The following is an 18811-nucleotide window of genomic DNA, read 5'->3' on the forward strand; positions in this document are numbered from 1 at the left end:
GCGCGCTGCGAGAAATCAGCACCGATCTCTCACCGCGTTTCACGGCGAATTCAATTAGCCCCGCGAAACTCTCGGCTTGTTGCCTGGGGCCTCTGTTTTTCTGTCACTTGGCAGGAAGCGACTCTTTGGATGCCGCTGAGCCGAAGATATCGTCAAAGTACCCACGGGTTTGCGTGATCAGCTGATCGTAGTCGGAATTTTCGATTTCGAGTCCCATCAGTTCGACATCGAAGGCTCCGTCGTATCCAGCAGCACGCAGCGCGGTGACGATCTCGCGAAGTGGTAGTTTGCCAGAGCCCAGCGGTCGACGGTCTGGCTCGCCCATCGGCGCTTCGTCGGCATCGGCAAGCTGAACCAGCGCCAAGTAAGGAGTCGCCGACTTTAATTGCTCGATCAGATTTTTTTCACCAAATAACTGATAGACGTCAGCGACGATCTTGAGGTGATCGCTTTCCAACTTTCTTGTCAGCTCGATCGCATCCGCGAGCGACTGCAAGAAGGTCCACTCGGCGCCGGCTGCGGGATGCATGGGTTCAACCGCGAGCTGAATATTGTGCTCTTCGGCCAACGGCAACAATTCGCCCAGCGCCGACAGAAACAAACGTCGAGCATGATTCACGGTATGGCCGCCGCGGGAGCCGCTATGGACGACGACGATGGGAGCTTGGAGTTCGGCCGCTTGTTCGATCGCTAGTTTGGCGTCGCTTAACGCGTCGGCGAAAGATCTCCCGTCGCTGCCGGTAAAGCCCCCGGCCCAACTCAATGCGACCGGTTTCAGTCCATACTCTTCTAGCAAGTGGGCGCCTTTTTCCACGCCGTAGTCAACCAACTTTTGTCGCCAGATGTGCAAGCCTGGGATGCCGGCTTCGGCCACTTGGCGAGCATCTGTCTCGAAGGACCAGCGAAATGTCGTAAGTTGATTGATCGCAAGAAGCGGCACGCGCGTTGCCTCCGTGAAGTGAATTGGTCCGATCCTTCGGTCTGCGTCTCAAAACGTAATCGGCCAGTATAGAAAGCCGCATCATCCTGTAAACCGCCGCTGGCTGGGGTGATTGCTAGCGAAGTTGACATCGCCACGCGGCTGGTCGACTACTTGGTTAGATCCCAGGCATCCAGCCAGCGAGTTGACTGGGGTTGCATTCCAAAGTCTTCGATCAAGCGGCGATGCATATCAGCAAAATGCCCCGCTCCATAAAAGACCCCAATTTTTTGTTTGCCAGCAGCAAGCTGCTCGCGCAGCACTTCGAACGCCTTGGCGTTGCGCTGCGAAATCAAGGTCGAACCATTCTTGCCTTCGATCGCTCGCATTTGACCATCCATGTCTCCCATTTGCGATGCGAAGATCCGCTTCATCCGCAGTTGGCGATCATCGGCCAGCAGCGCTAGCAGCATCGCTGTGTTCATATCTTCCCCTTTGGACTGCTGGACCATGCCAGCGCCCATCAAGCGAGCGAACATCTGCAGGAAGCCATCTCCCCGCTCGGCCATGTCGGCAGCCATCTCGTCAGGGCTCATGTCGGCATGGACGAAGTTCGCCGGCGTATAATCGACCTGCTCCAGTTGAAATTCAAGTCCCAGCATATCTTTCATGCTGTTTTGCAGGCCGCTCACGGCGCTGCCGTTCTGCTTGGGACCACCTTTGGGAATGCGCGTCCCTTTGGGAGCCACGATTTCGTAGAGGAGCGCCTCGTAGCCTTTGAATTCTTTATTTAGTTGGTTGTAGTAGGCCTGCTCGCCGATATGCACGGCACCGACCAGATCGACAAAGACCTGGGGATTTTTGGGATCGACGTAGCGGACGATCGCAGTTTGCAGCGCCTGCGGTTCGCCGCTAGCGTCCTTGTGGATGCGCAGAAAGATCGGGCTCGACTTTTCTTCAGCCGAGTCTACCGGCGTTTCGGCGGCGCGGGCCGCTAGCAAAGCAGAGGTAAATTGAAACACGACCGCGAGTAGTAGTAAAAAGTTGGATCGAGCGGACATCGCGATCTCCGGGGGAAGAAGAAATTAACCCTATCCAATATAGAACCGACCGACCTCAGGCTCAACGAATCCGCGGTTCTGATCGTTGGAATCGTCAAAGCTTTTCTGAATTACCTATATTTTCATGAGTTCTACGTGAGTCTGACGATTGCGACGGTTTTTCGGCAGAGAATGGCATTCTCGCTTAACTCTTGTCTCCGGGAATTCCGATACTACCCGCACAGCAGGAATTTTCCGATCAAATTGCGGTAGGCAAGCCCTCGAGCGCTTAAGCACTTTACAAGGTATAACCGGAACATGTTGATGAACCGAAAAATGCTCTGGGGACTCCTCGTCGCAGCATATTCGCTGACGGCTTCGACGGCGTTTGCCCAATACGACGAAGTTTACCCCGGTTTCTACCAGCCGTTAACGGACATGCCGGTAGAAGATTATGACTTTCAGTGGTTTGCACCGCCAATCACTGAAGTTTACGGTCAAGACGGGGTCGATCCCAAAGTGGGGCCGTTCTTCGACTATCACCGGTTTTATGTCAATGTTGACCGCGGCGAAGAAGCCCCTGACAATAGCCAAGGGGACGTTACCTGGGGTAACAAGATCGACGCCGGTTGGATGTCGGAAGAAGGTCATGGCTGGTTGCTTCAGACCTTACACATCGACGGCCCGCAGGTCGCCGAGCGTAACGTTGGTTCGACCATCAGTGTTGGCTTGAACAAGGTCTGGCGTTTGGAGCAGTTCCATAACGGCCTCTGGTTTGAACCGATGATCGGCCTTCGCTACTTCCAGTTCAAAGATCAGTCGTTGCGGGTGACCTACTCGACGACCTTCTTCAACCGCATCATCGCGACAGATAATTTCCTGGCCATGGAAAACAATATGTTGCTAGGGCAGTTGGGCGGACGGTTTTACACGCATCGCGGTCACTGGAAACTGTACGGCGAAGCTCAAGTGATGGCCGGTAACAACTGGGTCTATCGCATGCAGCAAGACAATACCTACTCGACCGGTGTGGTTGGCGGTGAGTTTGTCTTTGGCGCCGCCTACTACTTGACTCGTGATATCGCGGTCGACGTCAACTGGAACACGATCTACATGGGACGCGGCGTGGGTCGTAACCCGTATACTTCTAGCGGAAACCAGGAAGAGGCCCTCTTCATGAGCGGCGTCGGCTTTGGTTTCACCTTCCATCGCTAAAGCTTGCGGCCACAAGTAAATACGAAAAAGGACGACCGCTTGGTCGTCCTTTTTTTGTGCGATAAGTTAATCTTGTCGCCGCAGAGTCAGTCGCTTAGGTTGCCCCGTTGCTCAGGAAGTCAGAATCTTCGCTGCGAATGTCATCGCACAACTGACGTAGGATGTTGATCGTGCTACGAATCTGAGCTTCGGTGTGCTCTGAGTTGATAAAAAATCGCAATCGAGCCGCTGATTCATCTACGGCCGGGTAGATGATCGGACGAACGTTGATCCCTTGCAGCAGCATTCGCTGGGCGACAAACATGGTCATCATCGAGTCGCCCAGGATCACCGGCACAATCGGCGTTTGGCGACTACGACCCGTATCGAGACCTGCCTGGCGTGCGATGCGTAAGAATATCTCCGCGTTGCGATGCAAAGCGGCGACGCGTTGCGGTTCTTCGGAGATAATCTTCAACGCTTCCAAAGCAGCGGCAGCACTCGACGGCGGCATCCCGACGCTGAACACAAAGCCGGGCGCGGTGTATTTGAGATACTCGACCAAGTCAGCGCTGCCGGCGATATAGCCGCCGCAACTGCCTAGCGCCTTGCTGAGCGTTCCCATCCAGATGTCGACGCTACTGGGCTCAATTTTGAAATGCTCGGCGATACCGCGTCCGCTGCCGCCCATCGTGCCGATCGAATGGGCTTCGTCGACCATCAGCCAGGCCTTGTGACGCTTCTTGATCTCAATAAAGCGGGGCAAGTCGGGGAAATCCCCTTCCATCCCAAACACCCCTTCGGTGACGATCAACACGCGCCGGTAATCGTGGCGAATGTCTTGCAAAATTTGGTCTAGCTCTTCCCAGTCATTGTGCGGGAAAGGACGGCGACGTGCACCGCTGAGACTAGCGCCTTGGATAATGCTATTGTGGGCCAGCGAGTCATGCAGCACCAAGTCGCCAGTTCTGACCAGGTGCCCAATTGTCGTTTCGTTGGTCGCATGTCCTCCCAGCATTGCGACGGCGGCGTCAACTCCCACCCAATTGGCGATTGCTTGCTCTAGCTCAGCGTGAATCGGGCGTTCGCCCGAGACCAAGCGACTAGCCGAAACACTTGCGCCATATTGATCGATCGCTCGTTTGGCCGCTTCGCAAACGCGAGGATGTTGAGCGAGGCCAAGATAGTTGTACCCGGCAAAATTAACCAGTTCGACGCCGTCGATGGTGGTCATGTTGCTGGTCGCTTTGTCGTGCGACTGGAAGTAAGGATTCGGCATCCCTAATGCTTCCAATTCGTCCGAGGTCTGTTTCACCTGACGATATTCAGGTAGCGCAGAGAAGCTGTACATCTCGGCGGGGACGTCATCAGCAATCGCTTGCGAGCGAGGTTCGCCGCCGAGATAGATCTCAACCGCCTCCGAAACTTCGCGGCAAGTCTTGAGCGTCGGCAGAATATGATCCGGGAACTGAACTCCATAGGCGTCTTCGATCGACGCGATGATTTCCATCCGTTCCAGCGAATCAAGCCCGATCGCTAGCAGGTCGGTATTCAGATCCAGGTTGGTCGCGCGCTCTTTGGCGACGGCATGAATCTTTTCCAGCACCAAAGTGGTGGTGCGATCGCGCAATTCAGGGTCGGAGACCGCCATTCCTTCGGCGTCGGCTCGCGCTAATTCCAACTGCGAGCGGCGTAGGCGAACTTTGCGGACTTCATCCAGCAGATGGGCTTCGTCCCAACTGACCCATCGATCGACAATCGACAGTACATTTTGCAAAAAGTGATTTCGACACGCGTGTCGTTGAATCTTGCCGCTTGACGTTTTGGGGATCGAACCACGGCGAATCAAAGCGACCCCGTCGACCGCCATTTCGTGCTCGAGCGCCACTTCTTTGCGGATGGCGCTGATAATCTCGCCGTAATCCTTTTGGCGTAGTCGCGGCGCTTCGGCGACGATCACAAGCCGATCTTTGCCGGCAATCTCGGCCGAAAATGCGGCCGCTGTTGTATTTTCGAGCAATTCGTGGGATGCGCAGACTGTTGCTTCGATATCTTGCGGATACCGATTGACGCCGCGGACGATGATCAAGTCTTTCAAGCGACCCGTGACAAATAATTCGCCATCCCGCATGAATCCTAGATCACCGGTCCGCAGATACGGCCCAGCTTTCGTGTCGGCCAGATGCGCCCGAAAGTAACGCTGCGTATCTTCTTCGTTGCGCCAGTAACCCTTTGCGACGCTCGGGCCCGCGATCCAGATTTCGCCCACTTTGTTGGCGGGTTGCTGGAGTAGCGTTTCAGGATCAACGATCAGCATCTCTTGATCCGGCAAGCAATTACCACAGCCAACAATCGCTCTGGCGCCTGCTTCGTCGGGATCAGCGTCGACGACGACTCCTTGATCAAGCACGTCGCCATCCACGATGCGAATGACCGGCGGGCTCTTTTTCAGACCGCCTGATATGATCAGGGTCGCTTCGGCCATGCCGTAGCAAGGGTAGAACGCTTCTCTGCGGAAACCGCATTGCTCAAACGCTTCGGTAAACCGGTCTAGCGTTTCCGGCTTGATTGGTTCGGCCCCGTTGAATGCAAGTTCCCAGCTAGAAAGATCCAGCTTGTCTTTTTGCTCTGCCGTGATCTTGTTGACGCACAATTCATAAGCAAAGTTGGGACCGCCGCTCACCGTCGCCTGACTTTTGGTGATTGCCCGTAACCAGCGATACGGCTGCTGCAAAAACGCCATGGGAGACATCAAAGTTGTCGGTGTCCCGATCTGCATCGGCTGCAAAACGCCGCCGATGAGCCCCATGTCGTGATACATCGGCAGCCAGAAGACGGCCCGCATGCTGCGGGTATGCTCGAACGCGTACGAGATCAACGCCGAGTTGTGCATCATATTGCTATGCGACAACATAACCCCTTTGGGGGTTCCGGTTGAGCCCGACGTGTATTGCAAAAAAGCAAGCGTCTTTTCGTCGATGTCCGGCATGCGCCACTGATCCGCTTCGGCCAGCTTTTCGCTATCGGTTGCTAGCCAATGGATCTGCTTCAAGTGCGGCGTTTCATCCAGCATCGGTGTTACGCGATCTAGGACGTCGCTGGTCGTCAGCGCGATTTTCGCTTCGGCGTCATCGGCGATTGCTTGGATGCGGACCATATTACGGTTGCGGCGCGGCGGATAAGCTGGGACCGCGACTGCGCCGGCGTACAAGCAAGCGTAAAACGCCGTGATAAACTCCATCCCTGGTGCAAACAGCAACAGCGCGCGCTCTCCCTGCATGTTGAGCGCCTGCATGCGAGCCGCTAGCGCACGAGCCGCCAGATCGAGCTGCGCATAGGTCATCTCGAGTTTCTCGTCCTCCCCGTCAACGAGATAGGCATAGGCGACTTGCGGGCCCTGATGTTCCGCCCGATAACGCAGTCGATCAACGACGGTTGATGTCGGGGGGGAAAACGAACCAGCAGATTCGGTTGTCACGCGGCTATCGCCTCCGCAGTAAGTAAGGGAAAGTCTTGCCCCCGGCGCTGCCGGGATTCCGCGCTGGCGGAAGATATAGATTAGATCGGCGTATGGGAGTTAACTGTTTTAACCAAGCTACGCAACCTTACGGCCAGGCAGGCTGAGTAGATTACACCGGCATTTTATTGGATTTTTGGTCGCTGTCGAAGAAGCCGACAGCCAAATTGAAGCCGGAAACTTGATTTAACCGGAACAAATTCAAGAAACTGCCTAGGATCGCGCCGAGAATTGAAATTGCCTGAACCCTAATACCCCACCACCATCGCACAACTGGTCACGGTTAGCCCAACCGCTGCGCCGAGCACTTACGCCCAACCCAGCCCGCTCGCTTTTTGCATCCGCTTTTCGTAGTCGCCGATCAGTCCGCCGATGATATCCCACCCTTCCGGGCGCCGAACTTCGATATCCCCTTGCTGGTTGATGCGAACAATCGTCTTTTCGTTGACGCCAGCCTTGGCAAGTTCGTCAGGGCTAAGTTCGTCGTCATGCAGAGCGCCAATCAGCGTTCCGCCAGTCATCTCGATGAATTTCATAGAATCGCCAACTAACCCGCCAGGAAGATCGGAGGCCACGCAACCGCGTCGCCACTCCAAGGGGCTATTATCATTGATAAACGGTCAAAATCCAAGCCGTTGCTTTATGGAAGCCCGCGAATGGGCTTGCCGCTATTGGCGGGGGAGCAGGCAGATCGCATCGGGGCACGCTGATTGTTAGCGGATTTGAGTGTTTCAATGCCTATGCTACCTCAGGTCCATCGAACCGATACAAATTGGAGCAAATGAATCAGGTGCTCAGGACAGGCCCTCTTTACGCTGTTCGACGCAACTAACTGCTGACCTTCCAACCAAATACGAGATCAGAGAAGGATACTCGCAGCGCATCTCTGGGGGCAACGGTTTATTATCCATCTTTGGGTGGGGAGTCGGCTCGATTTTTCGCTAACACATTCCACATGATGTTGAACAATACAAAGGGAAAAAAGAAGGATCCAACCGCTGCAAAAGGGACGCTGATCTCTACAAATTTAAATGGATTCGTCGTGAAATGGAGAACGATGCCGACAACGATCGCACAAACAGCCAGCACAACACCAAGCATGGCCTTCGCCGCGGCTGTCGGTTGGGCATCTGGCTGGCGATGATGCATGATCACCCCCACCTGAGATCCGAGAATGGCGCCGACGACAAATGACAATTCAGGGTCGCCCATCGAGATAGCTCGGATGACGAAGTAGGATACAGCCGCGCCCACCAGATACGACAAGGCTGCGAAAATTAGAGTAGTGGCCTGCATGGGAAATCGTTTTGTGATTGGCTTGAATTCATAACGTCAGTCGACACTAGTCAAAGAGAGACGCTCTTTCCTTGGCAAGCACGACATGGCTATCCGTCGCCTCCGGTTTGTGCCCAGATGTCTGAGCAATCCGGTGCGTAGGTCGTCACAATCGCGTCGGACAAAGTGAATATATCAGAGTCGCTGACGCCGTAGGGAGAACCGCCGAGGGCAACCCAGTAGTCAAACAGAGAGCACAGACTCTCAAACGTCGTGCAAAGTCCCAAGCATCGATACTTATGGCCGCTGTCAATGTATTGGGTGGCCTCGGATAGCGAGAGTTCAGAATCTCTGATCTCTGCGTAGACATGTTTGACGATCGCATCGCGAGTCGATCGTGCAGCGTCGAGATCCTGTGGCCGAAGATCCTGCCACCAATGGAATCCGAAGGTTGGATGGATCGTGTCAGGTCCGATCACACAAATCGCACGCAGCAGCTTGCCTTGCGTATCGATTGGATACAAGTGCTCATGGTTGGCGCCGTCCCAGATCCAGCGTTCGTGGTCGCGAGTCTCAGCCATTAAGTATCCGTCGGATAGCGTTAGCCGTAAGGGCCGATTGATTTTCCATTTCTACACGCTTGATGGCGTACTTCGTTGTATCCGATGGTTACTCGCCCTGCTCTGCTTTGCGATCCAGGTCGCGACGGTACTGAGCTTGCCGTGAGCAGCGAACACCCTGATTCGCCGCTAACAGTTTTGCGATCATGGGCTCGGCAGCTTCCCATTGATGTTCGGTCACGTTCGTATAAGGACCGGGCCAAGTGAAACCAGATGAGAACTCGTGGATCATTTGGATTTCGTTTCGCAGCACGATTGCGACGATCTCTTCGTCTGGAGTTGTGATGAGTGAAAACGGTGCGTTAGGCGTGCGTTCAGGACCAATCCCCATGAATCGTCGCTCAGGAATTACGGTTGTTCCCCACTTTTCAAGGGAAAAGTAAATGAAGCCTGGTGGTTCGTAATGAAATTCCCCTTCGGCGTACACGCTGATGCGATGAACGCCTACGTCAAACGAGACAAGTTCTTCGTGCCCCAGAAGCTGCGAAAGACCCCCGCAGCAAATGACGCCGATGAAAAACGAAGTCCCTATCCAAAGCAGAAGGTATTGCCATGGTTTCATCGCAGAGCAGGACCAGAAGCGAGGGATTTCAGTTTGATAACATCACGTATCACTCGGTGGCGACGGTTGATCTTCCGTTTCAACGCGTAGGACTTCTCTGCTGCGATTTATGGAATTGTTTGCTTCAACTCACGTTGAGTTATCCGTAGTCGACGATTTACTTCAATGTCGGATACAGGTATTCACGGCGGTGATCAACCAGAGAAATCGCCGCATCTTCTAGCGCGATCCAGTTTTCATCAATCCATATGTCGAGGTCACCACAGTATGCAGGCTCCTCCCAATTCTCCATGCCAGCGCGATATCGAACTGAGAGCTCATTGAGACCGAACCGATCCATTAAGCTGGCTGTCTGGTTAAAATCATCGACTGGAACGTTCTCGTAGTACTGCCAGACACCGGATCGACTAGAGCAGCACCATTCCCACATTCGGATAAGTAGTTTAAACGGTTCTGGAAGATCACGCTCGGCATCAAGCCTCCGAACAATGGTATACAATGTGAAAATGTCACGCGAGTCGCAAGCATGGTCTACGTAAGTTTTGGCGTATTGGACTGCCATCGCATGTAAACTTGTGACTACAAAAAAACTTTTCGCGAGAGCCGTTTACACCGGCGTTACTAAGTGAGGATTGAGATTGCTCCCTGGCAACCCTCACCTGCACAGTTTCAAAGACCCAGGCATCTTACTCAACGCCTGAGCAACCAGCAAACTTTCATTACTCTCGCCGTCTCCGGGCAAATGAATTGCGCGGGCGGCCTCCAAAAGACTACTTTAGTACACCCACCCTGCCCGCTTCAGCGGCCAGGCAATCAACCAAGCTCGGCCCATGATTCGATGGGCTGGGACGGGGCCGTTGAAGCGGCTATCGTCGGAGTCTTTTAGGTCGTCTCCAAGTACATAATAACCATCACCGCACGGCGCCGGCTTTCCATCCATGAGATTGCCAAATCTCAAATACTTGCGGTCGAGCGATGGTGGGCATTCAACCGGTTGACCATCAATCAGTAATTCACCATGGCGAACCATCTGAACACTCTCGCCTGGCAGCCCGACGACACGTTTCATGCGTTTTTCGCCTGAATCGGTAATGAACGTGATTACCTCCCAGCGGCGAGGGCTGCGATACCAGCGGCTCACTTTCTCGGTGATCACGCGATCCCCGTTGTCCGGGTTGGTCCCCATCAACGTGGGCGCCATCGACGGGGAGATGACGACCGATACATCCATCGTCAGCCAGTAGAAAGCGACGATGGCGCCGAAACCCGCCAGTCCTCGTTCGAGCCAGCGCAGGCTTATACGAATGGCCGTCGAATATCTGCTGCCAGCCGGATCGCTACTGTTCTGAGGAGTTGTTGGATTGGGCATCGCGTTCGGCTTGCTCGATTTGTAACTGTCGCGCTTCCCACTGTAATTTGGTCGACCGTGTGGCTCCCATACATGGGGTCGTCAAGCCAGCGATCAGAGTAAATGCTCCGGCAGCCGCTATCGTGAATGTCACGGCGTTCATGGCGCGACTGCTGGCCGAAGGCGACTGCGGCGCAGTAACCGGTTTCGGTGGTACATTTGCCAACGAATCATCAAGTGATTCATTCGATTGAGGGTGTTCGTCCATTAGGCGCCTTCGACAGAAGAGAGTGCCCGCGACTCAAGGACGCGGATCGTTTCATGATAACAGGCTTGATCCAGCAAGCAGAGCAATCCATCGGGGCGATTCACATCGCCCGTCCTGATGTAATTGCTGCATCGACAAATTTTTGTACTGCAAAGTGATTGTAGCGAGCAGGGAGCACATTCAGCTGGCGACATTCCTGCAAGCGGAGCGTGGCCAAGAAAATCATCGCCATCCATTATATCACCAGCTAATCGCATCGGATTAGCGGGCTCATCAGCACCGACGAGGCGCTCACAGGGATATAGATTCCCGGCAGGCGTGACCGCGATTTCGGCATAACCAAATCCGCAGCGTGCTGTTTCGCTCAAGGGAATCCCAGCGGCTTTTGCAGCCTTCTCGTCGAACCAGCTTACACTGCACTCAGGCAGTCGCTCTCCCCAAAAGTCTGCGGCGCGGCGGATAGCGTCTTTCAAACGTTCACCGTCTCCCCGAGTCCAGGTGGTCCAAAGATCGAGTGACGGATCAAATCGCCGGACACCCAGCGTGTAAAGATATTCCATCCCAGCAGGCAAAGACTCAGCATTGCTTGGCTGCACAACCATGACGACGCGGAATTCTTTGCCGGCTTCGATCAGACGAGCCATCGTATTCTGCACTCGCAGCGAACTTGGCTGGCCATCGTCTGTGACGCGCTGACCATCATGCGTGATTGGCAAGCCATCATGACTAATTGCCAATTCGAGTTCAGGCAATGTCATGACGGCCCAGGCGGCAGCGGACTCAATTGTCCCGTTGGTCGTCATGCTTAACGCGAGACGTACATCCTGATTATTGGCCGCCGACCGAGCATATTGCACCAGATCCAGGATTAATTCGGCTTCGATGAGCGGCTCGCCACCGAAGAACGCCAGTTCAAGTGTGCCGGCGTGGTCCAAAGACTTGATCGCTCGATCGATCGCTTTTCGGCCTATTTCTGGCGAGAGGGGGCGTTTGATTTTCTCGCCGGTGTAGCAATACGAACACCGAAGATTGCACGCATGGTTGACGATCAACGTGAGGCCAAAATGTGCGTGCACGCGCCTGCTCCTTAAAACTCAATCGACCAAATCACTGCCGCCGCTCCCCGCCGGATCTGTTTTCCCAGATATCAAGTTTTTTGCAAGCATTTTGCAGCTTTAATTCGTCTGCCAGGCATTGTCCCATGCGGCCACCAACGTTCTTAATCGTCCCATGAGGCGACTGCTCGAAGATCGCTGGCTGCGCGTCGATAAAAGATCGCAAACTCGGCGGTATTTTTATGCGAAGCAAGCTGCAAGTAAAGCTAGAATCTACCAATCTGATTCATTCTCCACGCTCTCGAAAGGGGCAGCTTTGGTACTTGTAGGAGCAGCACTGGAACGGCCCGTCGAGCTTGTGGAGCTACTTGAAATTGGGGTAGCGACGAAGCCGACCGAAGTGGCGCTCGTCTCACGAGAGCGAACATGGACTTGGCGGCAACTGGAACAAGCGTCGACCTCCCTGGCTGGTCAGTACCTGGCGCTGGGACTGTTGCCGGGCGATCGTGTGGCGTCATTGATGCCCAACCGGGGAATCTTGCTGGTTCATTACTTGGCTTGCCTGAAGGCGGGACTGATTGCGACACCGCTTAACTATCGATATCAAGCAGCCGAAATCGATCACGCTTTGGAAGTCAGTGGTGCGTCTATGCTGGTAGCGCATGCCGAACGGGATGAGGTGATCGCCGCGTGCGAAGAGATAGCTCGTCTGCGGTTGGGCCGCGTCCGTTATGGCGCCGCGAACGGTACGGATCGCAACTTGGAAGATCTCATCCAAGTAGACTCTTCGCCGCGCGAGTTACCAAAGCCGCAGCCCGACCAGCCAGCGTTTATCTTTTTCACCTCAGGCAGCACCGGCAAGCCCAAAGGAGTGACGCATTCCCATCGCACTTTTGGCTGGCTGGTGGCTAGCGCCGCTGCTGGCCTTGAGTTGACGGCCGAGGATGTTTTTCTACCGGCGACATCCGCGTCGCACGTGGCGGCCACTTCGCTTTCGTTTGCAGCGCTGGCGGTCGGCGCCAAGGTTGCGATCGCGCGATCTTTTGACGGAGACGAACTACTGCCGCTGCTGCGCAGCACCCGACCATCCCTATTGTGCATGCTGCCGGCGCCGCTGTTTGCCTTGGTACGCGACCATGGAGCGTCACGCGATGACTTCGCTTCGCTGCGGCGGTGTATTTCGGGCGGCGACAAAATTTCGGCAGAACTAGAACGCGAGTTTGTTGACCTAACGGGGATTGCCATTGAAGAAATCTACGGAATGACCGAGTCGGGCACGTCCATCATCAGCCCCACAGCAGCGGGAAATAGGATTGGCTGTATGGGCCAACTCGCGCCGGGGTTTCAAGCGACGATACGTGATGATGTTGGCGTCGAAGTCACTTTGGGAACGACCGGTCGGTTATGGATCAAATCTTTTAGCAACATGATCGGATATTGGGATCGACCTGAAGCGACGGTAGAAACAATTGTTGACGGCTGGCTCGACACCGGCGATCTTGTGAGCGTAGACGAACAGAACTATCTCCGGTTCCAGGGGCGGAAGAAGCAGATCATTATTCACGATGGCTCGAATATCTGTCCGCAGGAAGTCGAGGACTCGCTGTTGGAGCATCCAGCTGTCGAGAGTGCAGGCATCGTCGGCATCTACGATCTGATCCATGGCGAGACTGTACGCGCCTACGTCGTATTTAGGCCCGAAGTCGAACGCCCCACCAACTTCGAGCTCATCCAGTTTGCACGCGCTCGTGTTGGATACAAAGCTCCCGAAGAGATCATCCTATTAGGCCAGATGCCAACCAATGCGGTTGGCAAAGTGGATCGGGTGGCGTTAAAGCAGTTGGCCGATGACGCTCTCAACCGTCATCTTGTGTGACGCCGGCAGCAGCCGAGAATAATGCACTTCAAGCGACAGTCGCACGTTGCTATCCCGCGTGACCGCTGACGCTTGAAGCATTCAATCGCGGTTTTGTCGCTTCGGCTTGCGGCATTGCAATGACGTTAGGATTGGTTGTAGGGATTAATCGCATGGTCAGCTTTAGAGAAGGTCGCTTTTCTGACTTGCTTGCTCTGAAAACCTATCGCAGACTTCGAAGCCGCCATGCTGGTTGCAATCAAAAAAATTCCGAGCAGAAATTCGTTTCGCTGATCCAACGCGACCACGGTTTTGAGCTTTTATAAACCTTCGGGGTACATCGTTCTATGCTTCCTTCCAACTACAGCATTCGTCACGTTGTCCCTGCGGATTACGAAGCCATCATTGAGATTTGCAAGCTGGTTTATCCCTCGGAGACTCCTTACACGGCCGAAGAGCTAGAAGATCATCGGCAGCTCTACCCGCAAGGACAGTTCGTAGCGGTCGAAAATGGTCGTGATGAAGTCGCTGGAGTCCACTTTACGCTTCGACTACGGATGCTGGATTTTCACTTGGATGACTCGTGGGATATTCTCACCTCGGGCGGATCATTCCTGGACCATAATGCAGAAGGGCCGACTCTCTACGGCGCCGACATCATGGTCCATCCAACTCATCAACATCATGGGCTAGCCCACGCATTGACGGATCAGGCTCGTTTTCTCGTGCAAGCCGAAGGTCTTTGGCGAATGGTGGGAGCCAGTCGCTTGCCCGGCTATGGCAAACACAGCTTGGAGACGAGCGTCGAAGATTATGTAGCTGCTGTAATGGCTGGCACTCAGTTTGATCCCGTGCTGAGCATCCATCTCAAAGATGGCTGGACGGTGGTAAAGCCGATTCACGGTTACTTGCAACATGATGCGGACAGCGCCGGTTGGGCTGTCGTGATTCAGTGGGTAAATCCCGCTTGTCCTCCACCGCCCGAATTCGATCTTAAAAAGTTGAAGACTGCCCTTTAAGGCAAACGCAACCTGACCCTTCAAAATTCCGGCCCTGGCAGCCGGGCCGTTCGCCGGACGATCTCCCCCGATGTCCGCCGGTCGCTTCGGAGAACGGTGCGCCAGTGCGAATCGCGTCACGAGCCAACGGCTTAGGGCCGAACTGAGTGACGAAATGCCGTGCAAGGAGACGCGACTGTCACACTCCTTGGTTTCGCGTGTCTAAGGAACTGATATCCATTCGGATAAATCGAGTAGAATGGGCTGTTCTGAACGAGGAACGCGGCGATGCACAATCCCTTTACCGAAGTAATCGATGGATCGGCTGACAGCGGCCTGATCGAACAAGCGAAGCACGGCAGTCGTGAGGCGTTGGAAAAGCTGGTCCTAAGGCATCAGGCTTGGATCTACAACATCGCCCTCCGCATGGTCTTTCACGCGCAGGATGCCGAGGAAGTCACGCAAGAAGTGCTGATCAAGGCCATCACGCGGCTCAGTACTTTCCAGGGAAATAGCCAGTTTCGGACCTGGCTCTACCGCATCACGACCAACCATGTGCTGAACATGAAGCGTCGCGGCGGGGAAACTGAAACCCAGACCTTCTCCAGCTATGCCGACGCGATTAACGAGACGCCGGATCTGGATTTGCCCGATCCAAAGAGCGTGCCGGTCGATGTGCCGCTGCTTGTGGAGGAAGCCAAAATCGCCTGTACTACAGGGATGCTGCTCTGCCTTGACCGCAAGCAACGGCTGATTTTCACGCTCGGCGAAATCTTCGGGGCCAGCGATACTGTCGGCAGCGAAATCCTGGAAATGTCGGCCGACAACTTCCGACAAAGCCTCTCTCGCGCTCGTCGCGATCTTTACCAGTTCATGCACGGCCAATGCGGTCTGGTCAACGCCAACAACCCTTGTCGCTGCGCGAAAAAGACCAAAGGCTTCATCAACGCTGGGCATGTCGATCCGGATCACCTGCAATTCGTTCCGTTGCATTTGCTGCGTATCACCGAGGCGGCGGAAGGCGCCGTGCAGACCATCGAGAATACCGTCGACGAGCAATACGCGGCGATCTTCCGTGAGCATCCTTTTCTCGAGCCAAAGTGCCAGATCGGCTGGTTGCGGCAATTGCTCAACAAAGGCGATTTTGGGAAGGCCCTGCGCCTGGACTGAAAAATATTGAAAAGACTTGTCACAGCCTCCTTTCTCCGGTGTCTAGGGAAACAGGAGGACAAATTATGTCGAAATTACAAGACAAAGTCGCACTTGTGACAGGGGCATCCAAAGGCATCGGTGCGGGAATTGTCAAAGAGCTGGCCGCCGCCGGGGCGGCAGTCGTGGTGAACTATGCGAGCGACCGAACCGCCGCCGAAGCAGTCGTCGAAGCGATTATCGCCGCTGGTAGCCGTGCTGCCGCGATTCAAGCGGATGTCTCACTGGCGGCCGATGTCGCTCGGTTATTCGAGCAGGCAAAAGCAGCCTTCGGCACGCTTGATATTCTCGTCAATAATGCAGGCGTCTTTCAGGCGATGCCGATTGCGGAACTGACCGAGTCAGAGTTTCACCGTGAGCTCAATGTCAACCTGCTTGGGCCGTTGCTGGTTATTCGGGAATCGCTCAGACACTTCAGGCCAGATGGCGGCAGTATTATCAATATTGGCTCCGGAGCTTCGCGTTCGCATCCGCCAGGCTACTCGATCTACTCCGCCAGCAAAGCGGGGCTGGATGCGATTACCGGCGTGCTGGCGAAGGAACTCGCACCACGAAAGATTCGGGTCAATTCTGTAAACCCCGGCGCCACGCTCAGCGATGGGACGAAAACAGCAGGCCTGTACGGCGTCGGCAGTGACCTCGAAAAACAACTTGTAGCCATAACTCCCTTGGGACGAATGGGCACACCAGAAGATATCGCCAAAGTGGTCGCTTTTCTCGCCTCTGAGGATTCCGGCTGGTTGACTGGCGAAGTGATTCTCGCTTCTGGCGGATTACGCTAACTTTGATTTTCTTAAACTTCAATAGGAAGAAACCATGCCAGCCTATGTCGTGTTCATGCGGGAAAAGACAATTGACCAATCCGAATTGGAAGCCTATTGGGAAACAGTAAAAGAATCGCTGGAGGGCCGCCCGATTCAGGTGCTAGCCGCCTATGGGAAGCATCTCACGCTGGAAGGGCCAAACGTTGAAGGCGTTGTGATCGCCGAGTTCCCAACCTTGGAAGAAGCCCGCGATTGGTACGACAGTCCCGCCTATCAGCAGGCCGCCCAGCATCGTCATCGCGGCGCTGTCTATCGCGGCCTCATCGTCGAAGGTGTCTGAACCAGACTCGGACACCTCAGCTTGAAGCGATTGGAGATAGCCGGTAGTGGGCGAATTGGCGGTGCTCGCCCTCAGCTTGGGGACGATGCAAGCGGTCCTGGCCAGCAAAACATGCTTGCTATTCGGTCATGATTTCATTGGGCCGCGCCTTGTCAATGGTTCCCTGGCTCGCAAGGTTAAGGGAGTTGTAGGATAAAACGGCTCGCGCTAGGGCCGCATCAATATCGGCGCATAGATTTCCCTTGCCGATATGTAGCTCGATGTCGGCTTGCCGCATGAGCTCGGCAGGTTGGGGTCTTGCGCCACACAGAATCAGGATGCGTCCTGTCGCGTGAAGTCTGTCTGCGAAGTCTTCCAAAGCGAGTAGTCCTGTCGCATCAATGGCCGTCATGTTTCGTAGACGCACGATGACCACGGGAGTAAATTCGTCGATGCGTTCGGTCGCTTGTGACAGTTTTTCCGTGGTTCCGAACAAGAAGGGGCCGTGGATACGAATCACGGTCACGTATTCGGGGATGTACTTGTCTTGGAGGATGTGAAGCCGGCCACCTTCGACGTCCTCCTTGGTCACTCGCGAGACGGTTGTTGTATTGGCTACTTCTCGGATGAACAGCAACGCAGCGAGCACGATCCCGACTTGCACGGCCACGGTCAGATCAGCGAAGACGGTGAGGGCGAAGGTGGCGAACCAGACCGCGATCGTAGCCCACGGCATCTTTATCAGCTTGGGGATTTCTCGCCACTCGCCCATGTTGTAGGCGACTACCATCAAGATTGCCGATAAAACGGCGAGTGGGATGTGACGAGCGAGTGGAGCGGCGAACAGCAGGATAACAAGCAGGGTCAGGGCGTGAATCAAGCCAGCTACCGGCGTCTTGGCTCCCGACCGAATATTCGTAGCAGTGCGGGCGATGGCTCCGGTTGCGGGGATGCCACCAAAGAATGGTACGGCGATGTTGGCAATCCCTTGAGCGACCAGTTCCACATTCGGGTTGTGTTTGTCGCCGCTCATCCGGTCTGCGACCACGGCTGACATCAATGACTCAATGGCTCCCAGCAATGCGACTGTCAAGGCGGGGGAGAGTAAGGCCAGCATCATTTCCGGCTGGAACTGCGGTACAGAGATGGCGGGAAGGCCGCTGGGGATACCGCCAAACCGAGTGCCGATCGTTTCTGTCGGGATGCCGAACGCCGTCACGACGACCGTGCCCAGCAGTAGAGCGGCAATGGCGCCAGGAACCTGCTTGATGAATACCCTGCAGATGATCACTAAGGACAATGCCCCGACCGCCAGCAGGGTCGTGGTCAGGTCGATGGAGTAGAAGTGGGTTGCGATGGCGTTCATCCGACCCACGAAGTCGCCTGGAATGTTCTCGATTTGTAGCCCGAAGAAATCCTTGATTTGTGTGCTGGCGATGAGAACCGCGATGCCGTTGGTGAATCCCACGACAACTGGACGAGGGATGAACTGCACCGCCGCGCCGAGGCCGGTTAGTCCCAAAACGACAAGAATAACGCCAGCCATGACGGTACAGACGAGCAAGCCATTCAACCCGTGCTCGGCGACAATTCCAAAAACGATGACCACGAACGCCCCGGTTGGCCCACCGATCTGGGTCTTGGAACCACCCAAAGCCGATATTAGGAACCCGGCGACGACTGCACTGTACAACCCTGCTTGCGGCGGGACGCCGGACGAAATAGCGAAAGCCATCGCCAGCGGTAGGGCGACAAGTCCAACCGTCAGACCTGCGATCAAGTCCGATGAGAACGTTTTGAGATCGTAGTCCCCCAGAGACTCGACCAGCTTCGGCACCCTGCTCCGTTTCATCGCTTCGTCTCTTGCG

At 55.0% G+C, this 18811-nt stretch carries 17 protein-coding genes; 6 read left to right on the plus strand and 11 right to left on the minus strand.

Annotated elements, in window-relative coordinates; all coding sequences use genetic code 11:
• Positions 1-103: 103 nt before the first annotated feature.
• Together SH421x_RS10680 and SH421x_RS10685 are read right to left on the minus strand one after the other, a co-directional pair.
• Positions 104-940 (minus strand): sugar phosphate isomerase/epimerase family protein, encoded by an 837-nt coding sequence (locus SH421x_RS10680; RefSeq protein WP_488855525.1) that lies wholly within the window; start codon positions 938-940, stop codon positions 104-106.
• A 149-nt stretch (positions 941-1089) separates the two neighbouring features.
• Positions 1090-1980, minus strand: coding sequence for a hypothetical protein (locus SH421x_RS10685; RefSeq protein WP_488855527.1), 891 nt, complete (start codon positions 1978-1980; stop codon positions 1090-1092).
• A gap of 303 nt (positions 1981-2283) precedes the next feature.
• Between SH421x_RS10685 and SH421x_RS10690 the strand changes: the two genes are divergently transcribed.
• Complete coding sequence (locus tag SH421x_RS10690) at positions 2284-3174, plus strand: hypothetical protein (RefSeq protein WP_488855529.1); 891 nt, start codon at positions 2284-2286, stop codon at positions 3172-3174.
• A 94-nt stretch (positions 3175-3268) separates the two neighbouring features.
• On the opposite strand, the gene SH421x_RS10695 is transcribed toward SH421x_RS10690, so the two are convergent.
• From SH421x_RS10695 to SH421x_RS10730, 8 genes are all read right to left on the minus strand, one after another.
• A complete protein-coding gene (locus tag SH421x_RS10695) occupies positions 3269-6631 on the minus strand; it encodes an aminotransferase class I/II-fold pyridoxal phosphate-dependent enzyme (RefSeq protein ID WP_488855530.1) in 3363 nt (1120 codons plus the stop codon).
• A 347-nt stretch (positions 6632-6978) separates the two neighbouring features.
• Positions 6979-7206, minus strand: coding sequence for a hypothetical protein (locus SH421x_RS10700; RefSeq protein ID WP_488855532.1), 228 nt, complete (start codon positions 7204-7206; stop codon positions 6979-6981).
• A 367-nt stretch (positions 7207-7573) separates the two neighbouring features.
• On the minus strand, positions 7574-7966 hold the full coding sequence (locus SH421x_RS10705) for a hypothetical protein (RefSeq protein ID WP_488855533.1): 393 nt from the start codon (positions 7964-7966) through the stop codon (positions 7574-7576).
• Between the two features lie 89 nt (positions 7967-8055).
• Positions 8056-8526: a hypothetical protein gene (locus SH421x_RS10710; protein WP_488855535.1), complete on the minus strand. Its 471-nt coding sequence runs from the start codon at positions 8524-8526 to the stop codon at positions 8056-8058.
• An 88-nt stretch (positions 8527-8614) separates the two neighbouring features.
• A complete protein-coding gene (locus SH421x_RS10715; RefSeq protein ID WP_488855537.1) occupies positions 8615-9127 on the minus strand; it encodes a hypothetical protein in 513 nt (170 codons plus the stop codon).
• Positions 9128-9902: 775 nt separating this feature from the next.
• The gene (lepB, locus tag SH421x_RS10720) at positions 9903-10496 is read right to left on the minus strand and encodes a signal peptidase I (RefSeq protein ID WP_488855539.1); all 594 of its coding nucleotides are present in this window, start codon (positions 10494-10496) and stop codon (positions 9903-9905) included.
• Complete coding sequence (locus tag SH421x_RS10725; protein WP_488855540.1) at positions 10465-10743, minus strand: hypothetical protein; 279 nt, start codon at positions 10741-10743, stop codon at positions 10465-10467. The genes lepB and SH421x_RS10725 overlap by 32 nt, the downstream gene beginning before the upstream one ends.
• Positions 10743-11819, minus strand: coding sequence for a radical SAM protein (locus tag SH421x_RS10730; RefSeq protein ID WP_488855541.1), 1077 nt, complete (start codon positions 11817-11819; stop codon positions 10743-10745). The genes SH421x_RS10725 and SH421x_RS10730 overlap by 1 nt, the downstream gene beginning before the upstream one ends.
• Positions 11820-11973: 154 nt before the next feature.
• Here SH421x_RS10730 and SH421x_RS10735 point away from each other — a divergent pair, with 154 nt between their 5' ends.
• The 5 genes from SH421x_RS10735 to SH421x_RS10755 all read left to right on the plus strand — a co-directional run bounded on the left by SH421x_RS10735 (position 11974) and on the right by SH421x_RS10755 (position 16964).
• Positions 11974-13674: a class I adenylate-forming enzyme family protein gene (locus tag SH421x_RS10735; protein ID WP_488855542.1), complete on the plus strand. Its 1701-nt coding sequence runs from the start codon at positions 11974-11976 to the stop codon at positions 13672-13674.
• A gap of 326 nt (positions 13675-14000) precedes the next feature.
• Positions 14001-14672 carry a GNAT family N-acetyltransferase gene (locus SH421x_RS10740; protein ID WP_488855543.1) on the plus strand — a complete coding sequence of 224 codons (672 nt, stop codon included), beginning with the start codon at positions 14001-14003 and terminating at the stop codon, positions 14670-14672.
• A 351-nt stretch (positions 14673-15023) separates the two neighbouring features.
• Positions 15024-15821 (plus strand): RNA polymerase sigma factor, encoded by a 798-nt coding sequence (locus SH421x_RS10745; protein WP_488855544.1) that lies wholly within the window; start codon positions 15024-15026, stop codon positions 15819-15821.
• Positions 15822-15886: 65 nt separating this feature from the next.
• Positions 15887-16642 carry a glucose 1-dehydrogenase gene (locus SH421x_RS10750; protein WP_488855546.1) on the plus strand — a complete coding sequence of 252 codons (756 nt, stop codon included), beginning with the start codon at positions 15887-15889 and terminating at the stop codon, positions 16640-16642.
• 34 nt (positions 16643-16676) lie between these two features.
• Positions 16677-16964, plus strand: coding sequence for a DUF1330 domain-containing protein (locus SH421x_RS10755; RefSeq protein ID WP_488855548.1), 288 nt, complete (start codon positions 16677-16679; stop codon positions 16962-16964).
• Positions 16965-17082: 118 nt separating this feature from the next.
• Here SH421x_RS10755 and SH421x_RS10760 read toward each other — a convergent pair whose 3' ends face one another.
• Entirely contained in the window at positions 17083-18780 is a 1698-nt protein-coding gene (locus SH421x_RS10760) for a SulP family inorganic anion transporter (protein ID WP_488855549.1), read from the minus strand.
• Between the last annotated feature and the right edge of the window lie 31 nt (positions 18781-18811).

This window comes from Blastopirellula sp. SH421, from assembly GCF_057808535.1.

What these genes read in the sequence shown, in the direction of transcription:
- SH421x_RS10690 (WP_488855529.1), top strand. Translation starts at nt 2,284, where the DNA reads ATGAACCGAAAAATGCTCTGGGGACTCCTCGTCGCAGCATATTCGCTG.
- lepB (WP_488855539.1), bottom strand. Translation starts at nt 10,496, where the DNA reads ATGCCCAATCCAACAACTCCTCAGAACAGTAGCGATCCGGCTGGCAGC.
- SH421x_RS10700 (WP_488855532.1), bottom strand. Translation starts at nt 7,206, where the DNA reads ATGAAATTCATCGAGATGACTGGCGGAACGCTGATTGGCGCTCTGCAT.
- SH421x_RS10715 (WP_488855537.1), bottom strand. Translation starts at nt 9,127, where the DNA reads ATGAAACCATGGCAATACCTTCTGCTTTGGATAGGGACTTCGTTTTTC.
- SH421x_RS10705 (WP_488855533.1), bottom strand. Translation starts at nt 7,966, where the DNA reads ATGCAGGCCACTACTCTAATTTTCGCAGCCTTGTCGTATCTGGTGGGC.
- SH421x_RS10725 (WP_488855540.1), bottom strand. Translation starts at nt 10,743, where the DNA reads ATGGACGAACACCCTCAATCGAATGAATCACTTGATGATTCGTTGGCA.
- SH421x_RS10740 (WP_488855543.1), top strand. Translation starts at nt 14,001, where the DNA reads ATGCTTCCTTCCAACTACAGCATTCGTCACGTTGTCCCTGCGGATTAC.
- SH421x_RS10750 (WP_488855546.1), top strand. Translation starts at nt 15,887, where the DNA reads ATGTCGAAATTACAAGACAAAGTCGCACTTGTGACAGGGGCATCCAAA.
- SH421x_RS10755 (WP_488855548.1), top strand. Translation starts at nt 16,677, where the DNA reads ATGCCAGCCTATGTCGTGTTCATGCGGGAAAAGACAATTGACCAATCC.
- SH421x_RS10735 (WP_488855542.1), top strand. Translation starts at nt 11,974, where the DNA reads ATGAGGCGACTGCTCGAAGATCGCTGGCTGCGCGTCGATAAAAGATCG.
- SH421x_RS10710 (WP_488855535.1), bottom strand. Translation starts at nt 8,526, where the DNA reads ATGGCTGAGACTCGCGACCACGAACGCTGGATCTGGGACGGCGCCAAC.
- SH421x_RS10685 (WP_488855527.1), bottom strand. Translation starts at nt 1,980, where the DNA reads ATGTCCGCTCGATCCAACTTTTTACTACTACTCGCGGTCGTGTTTCAA.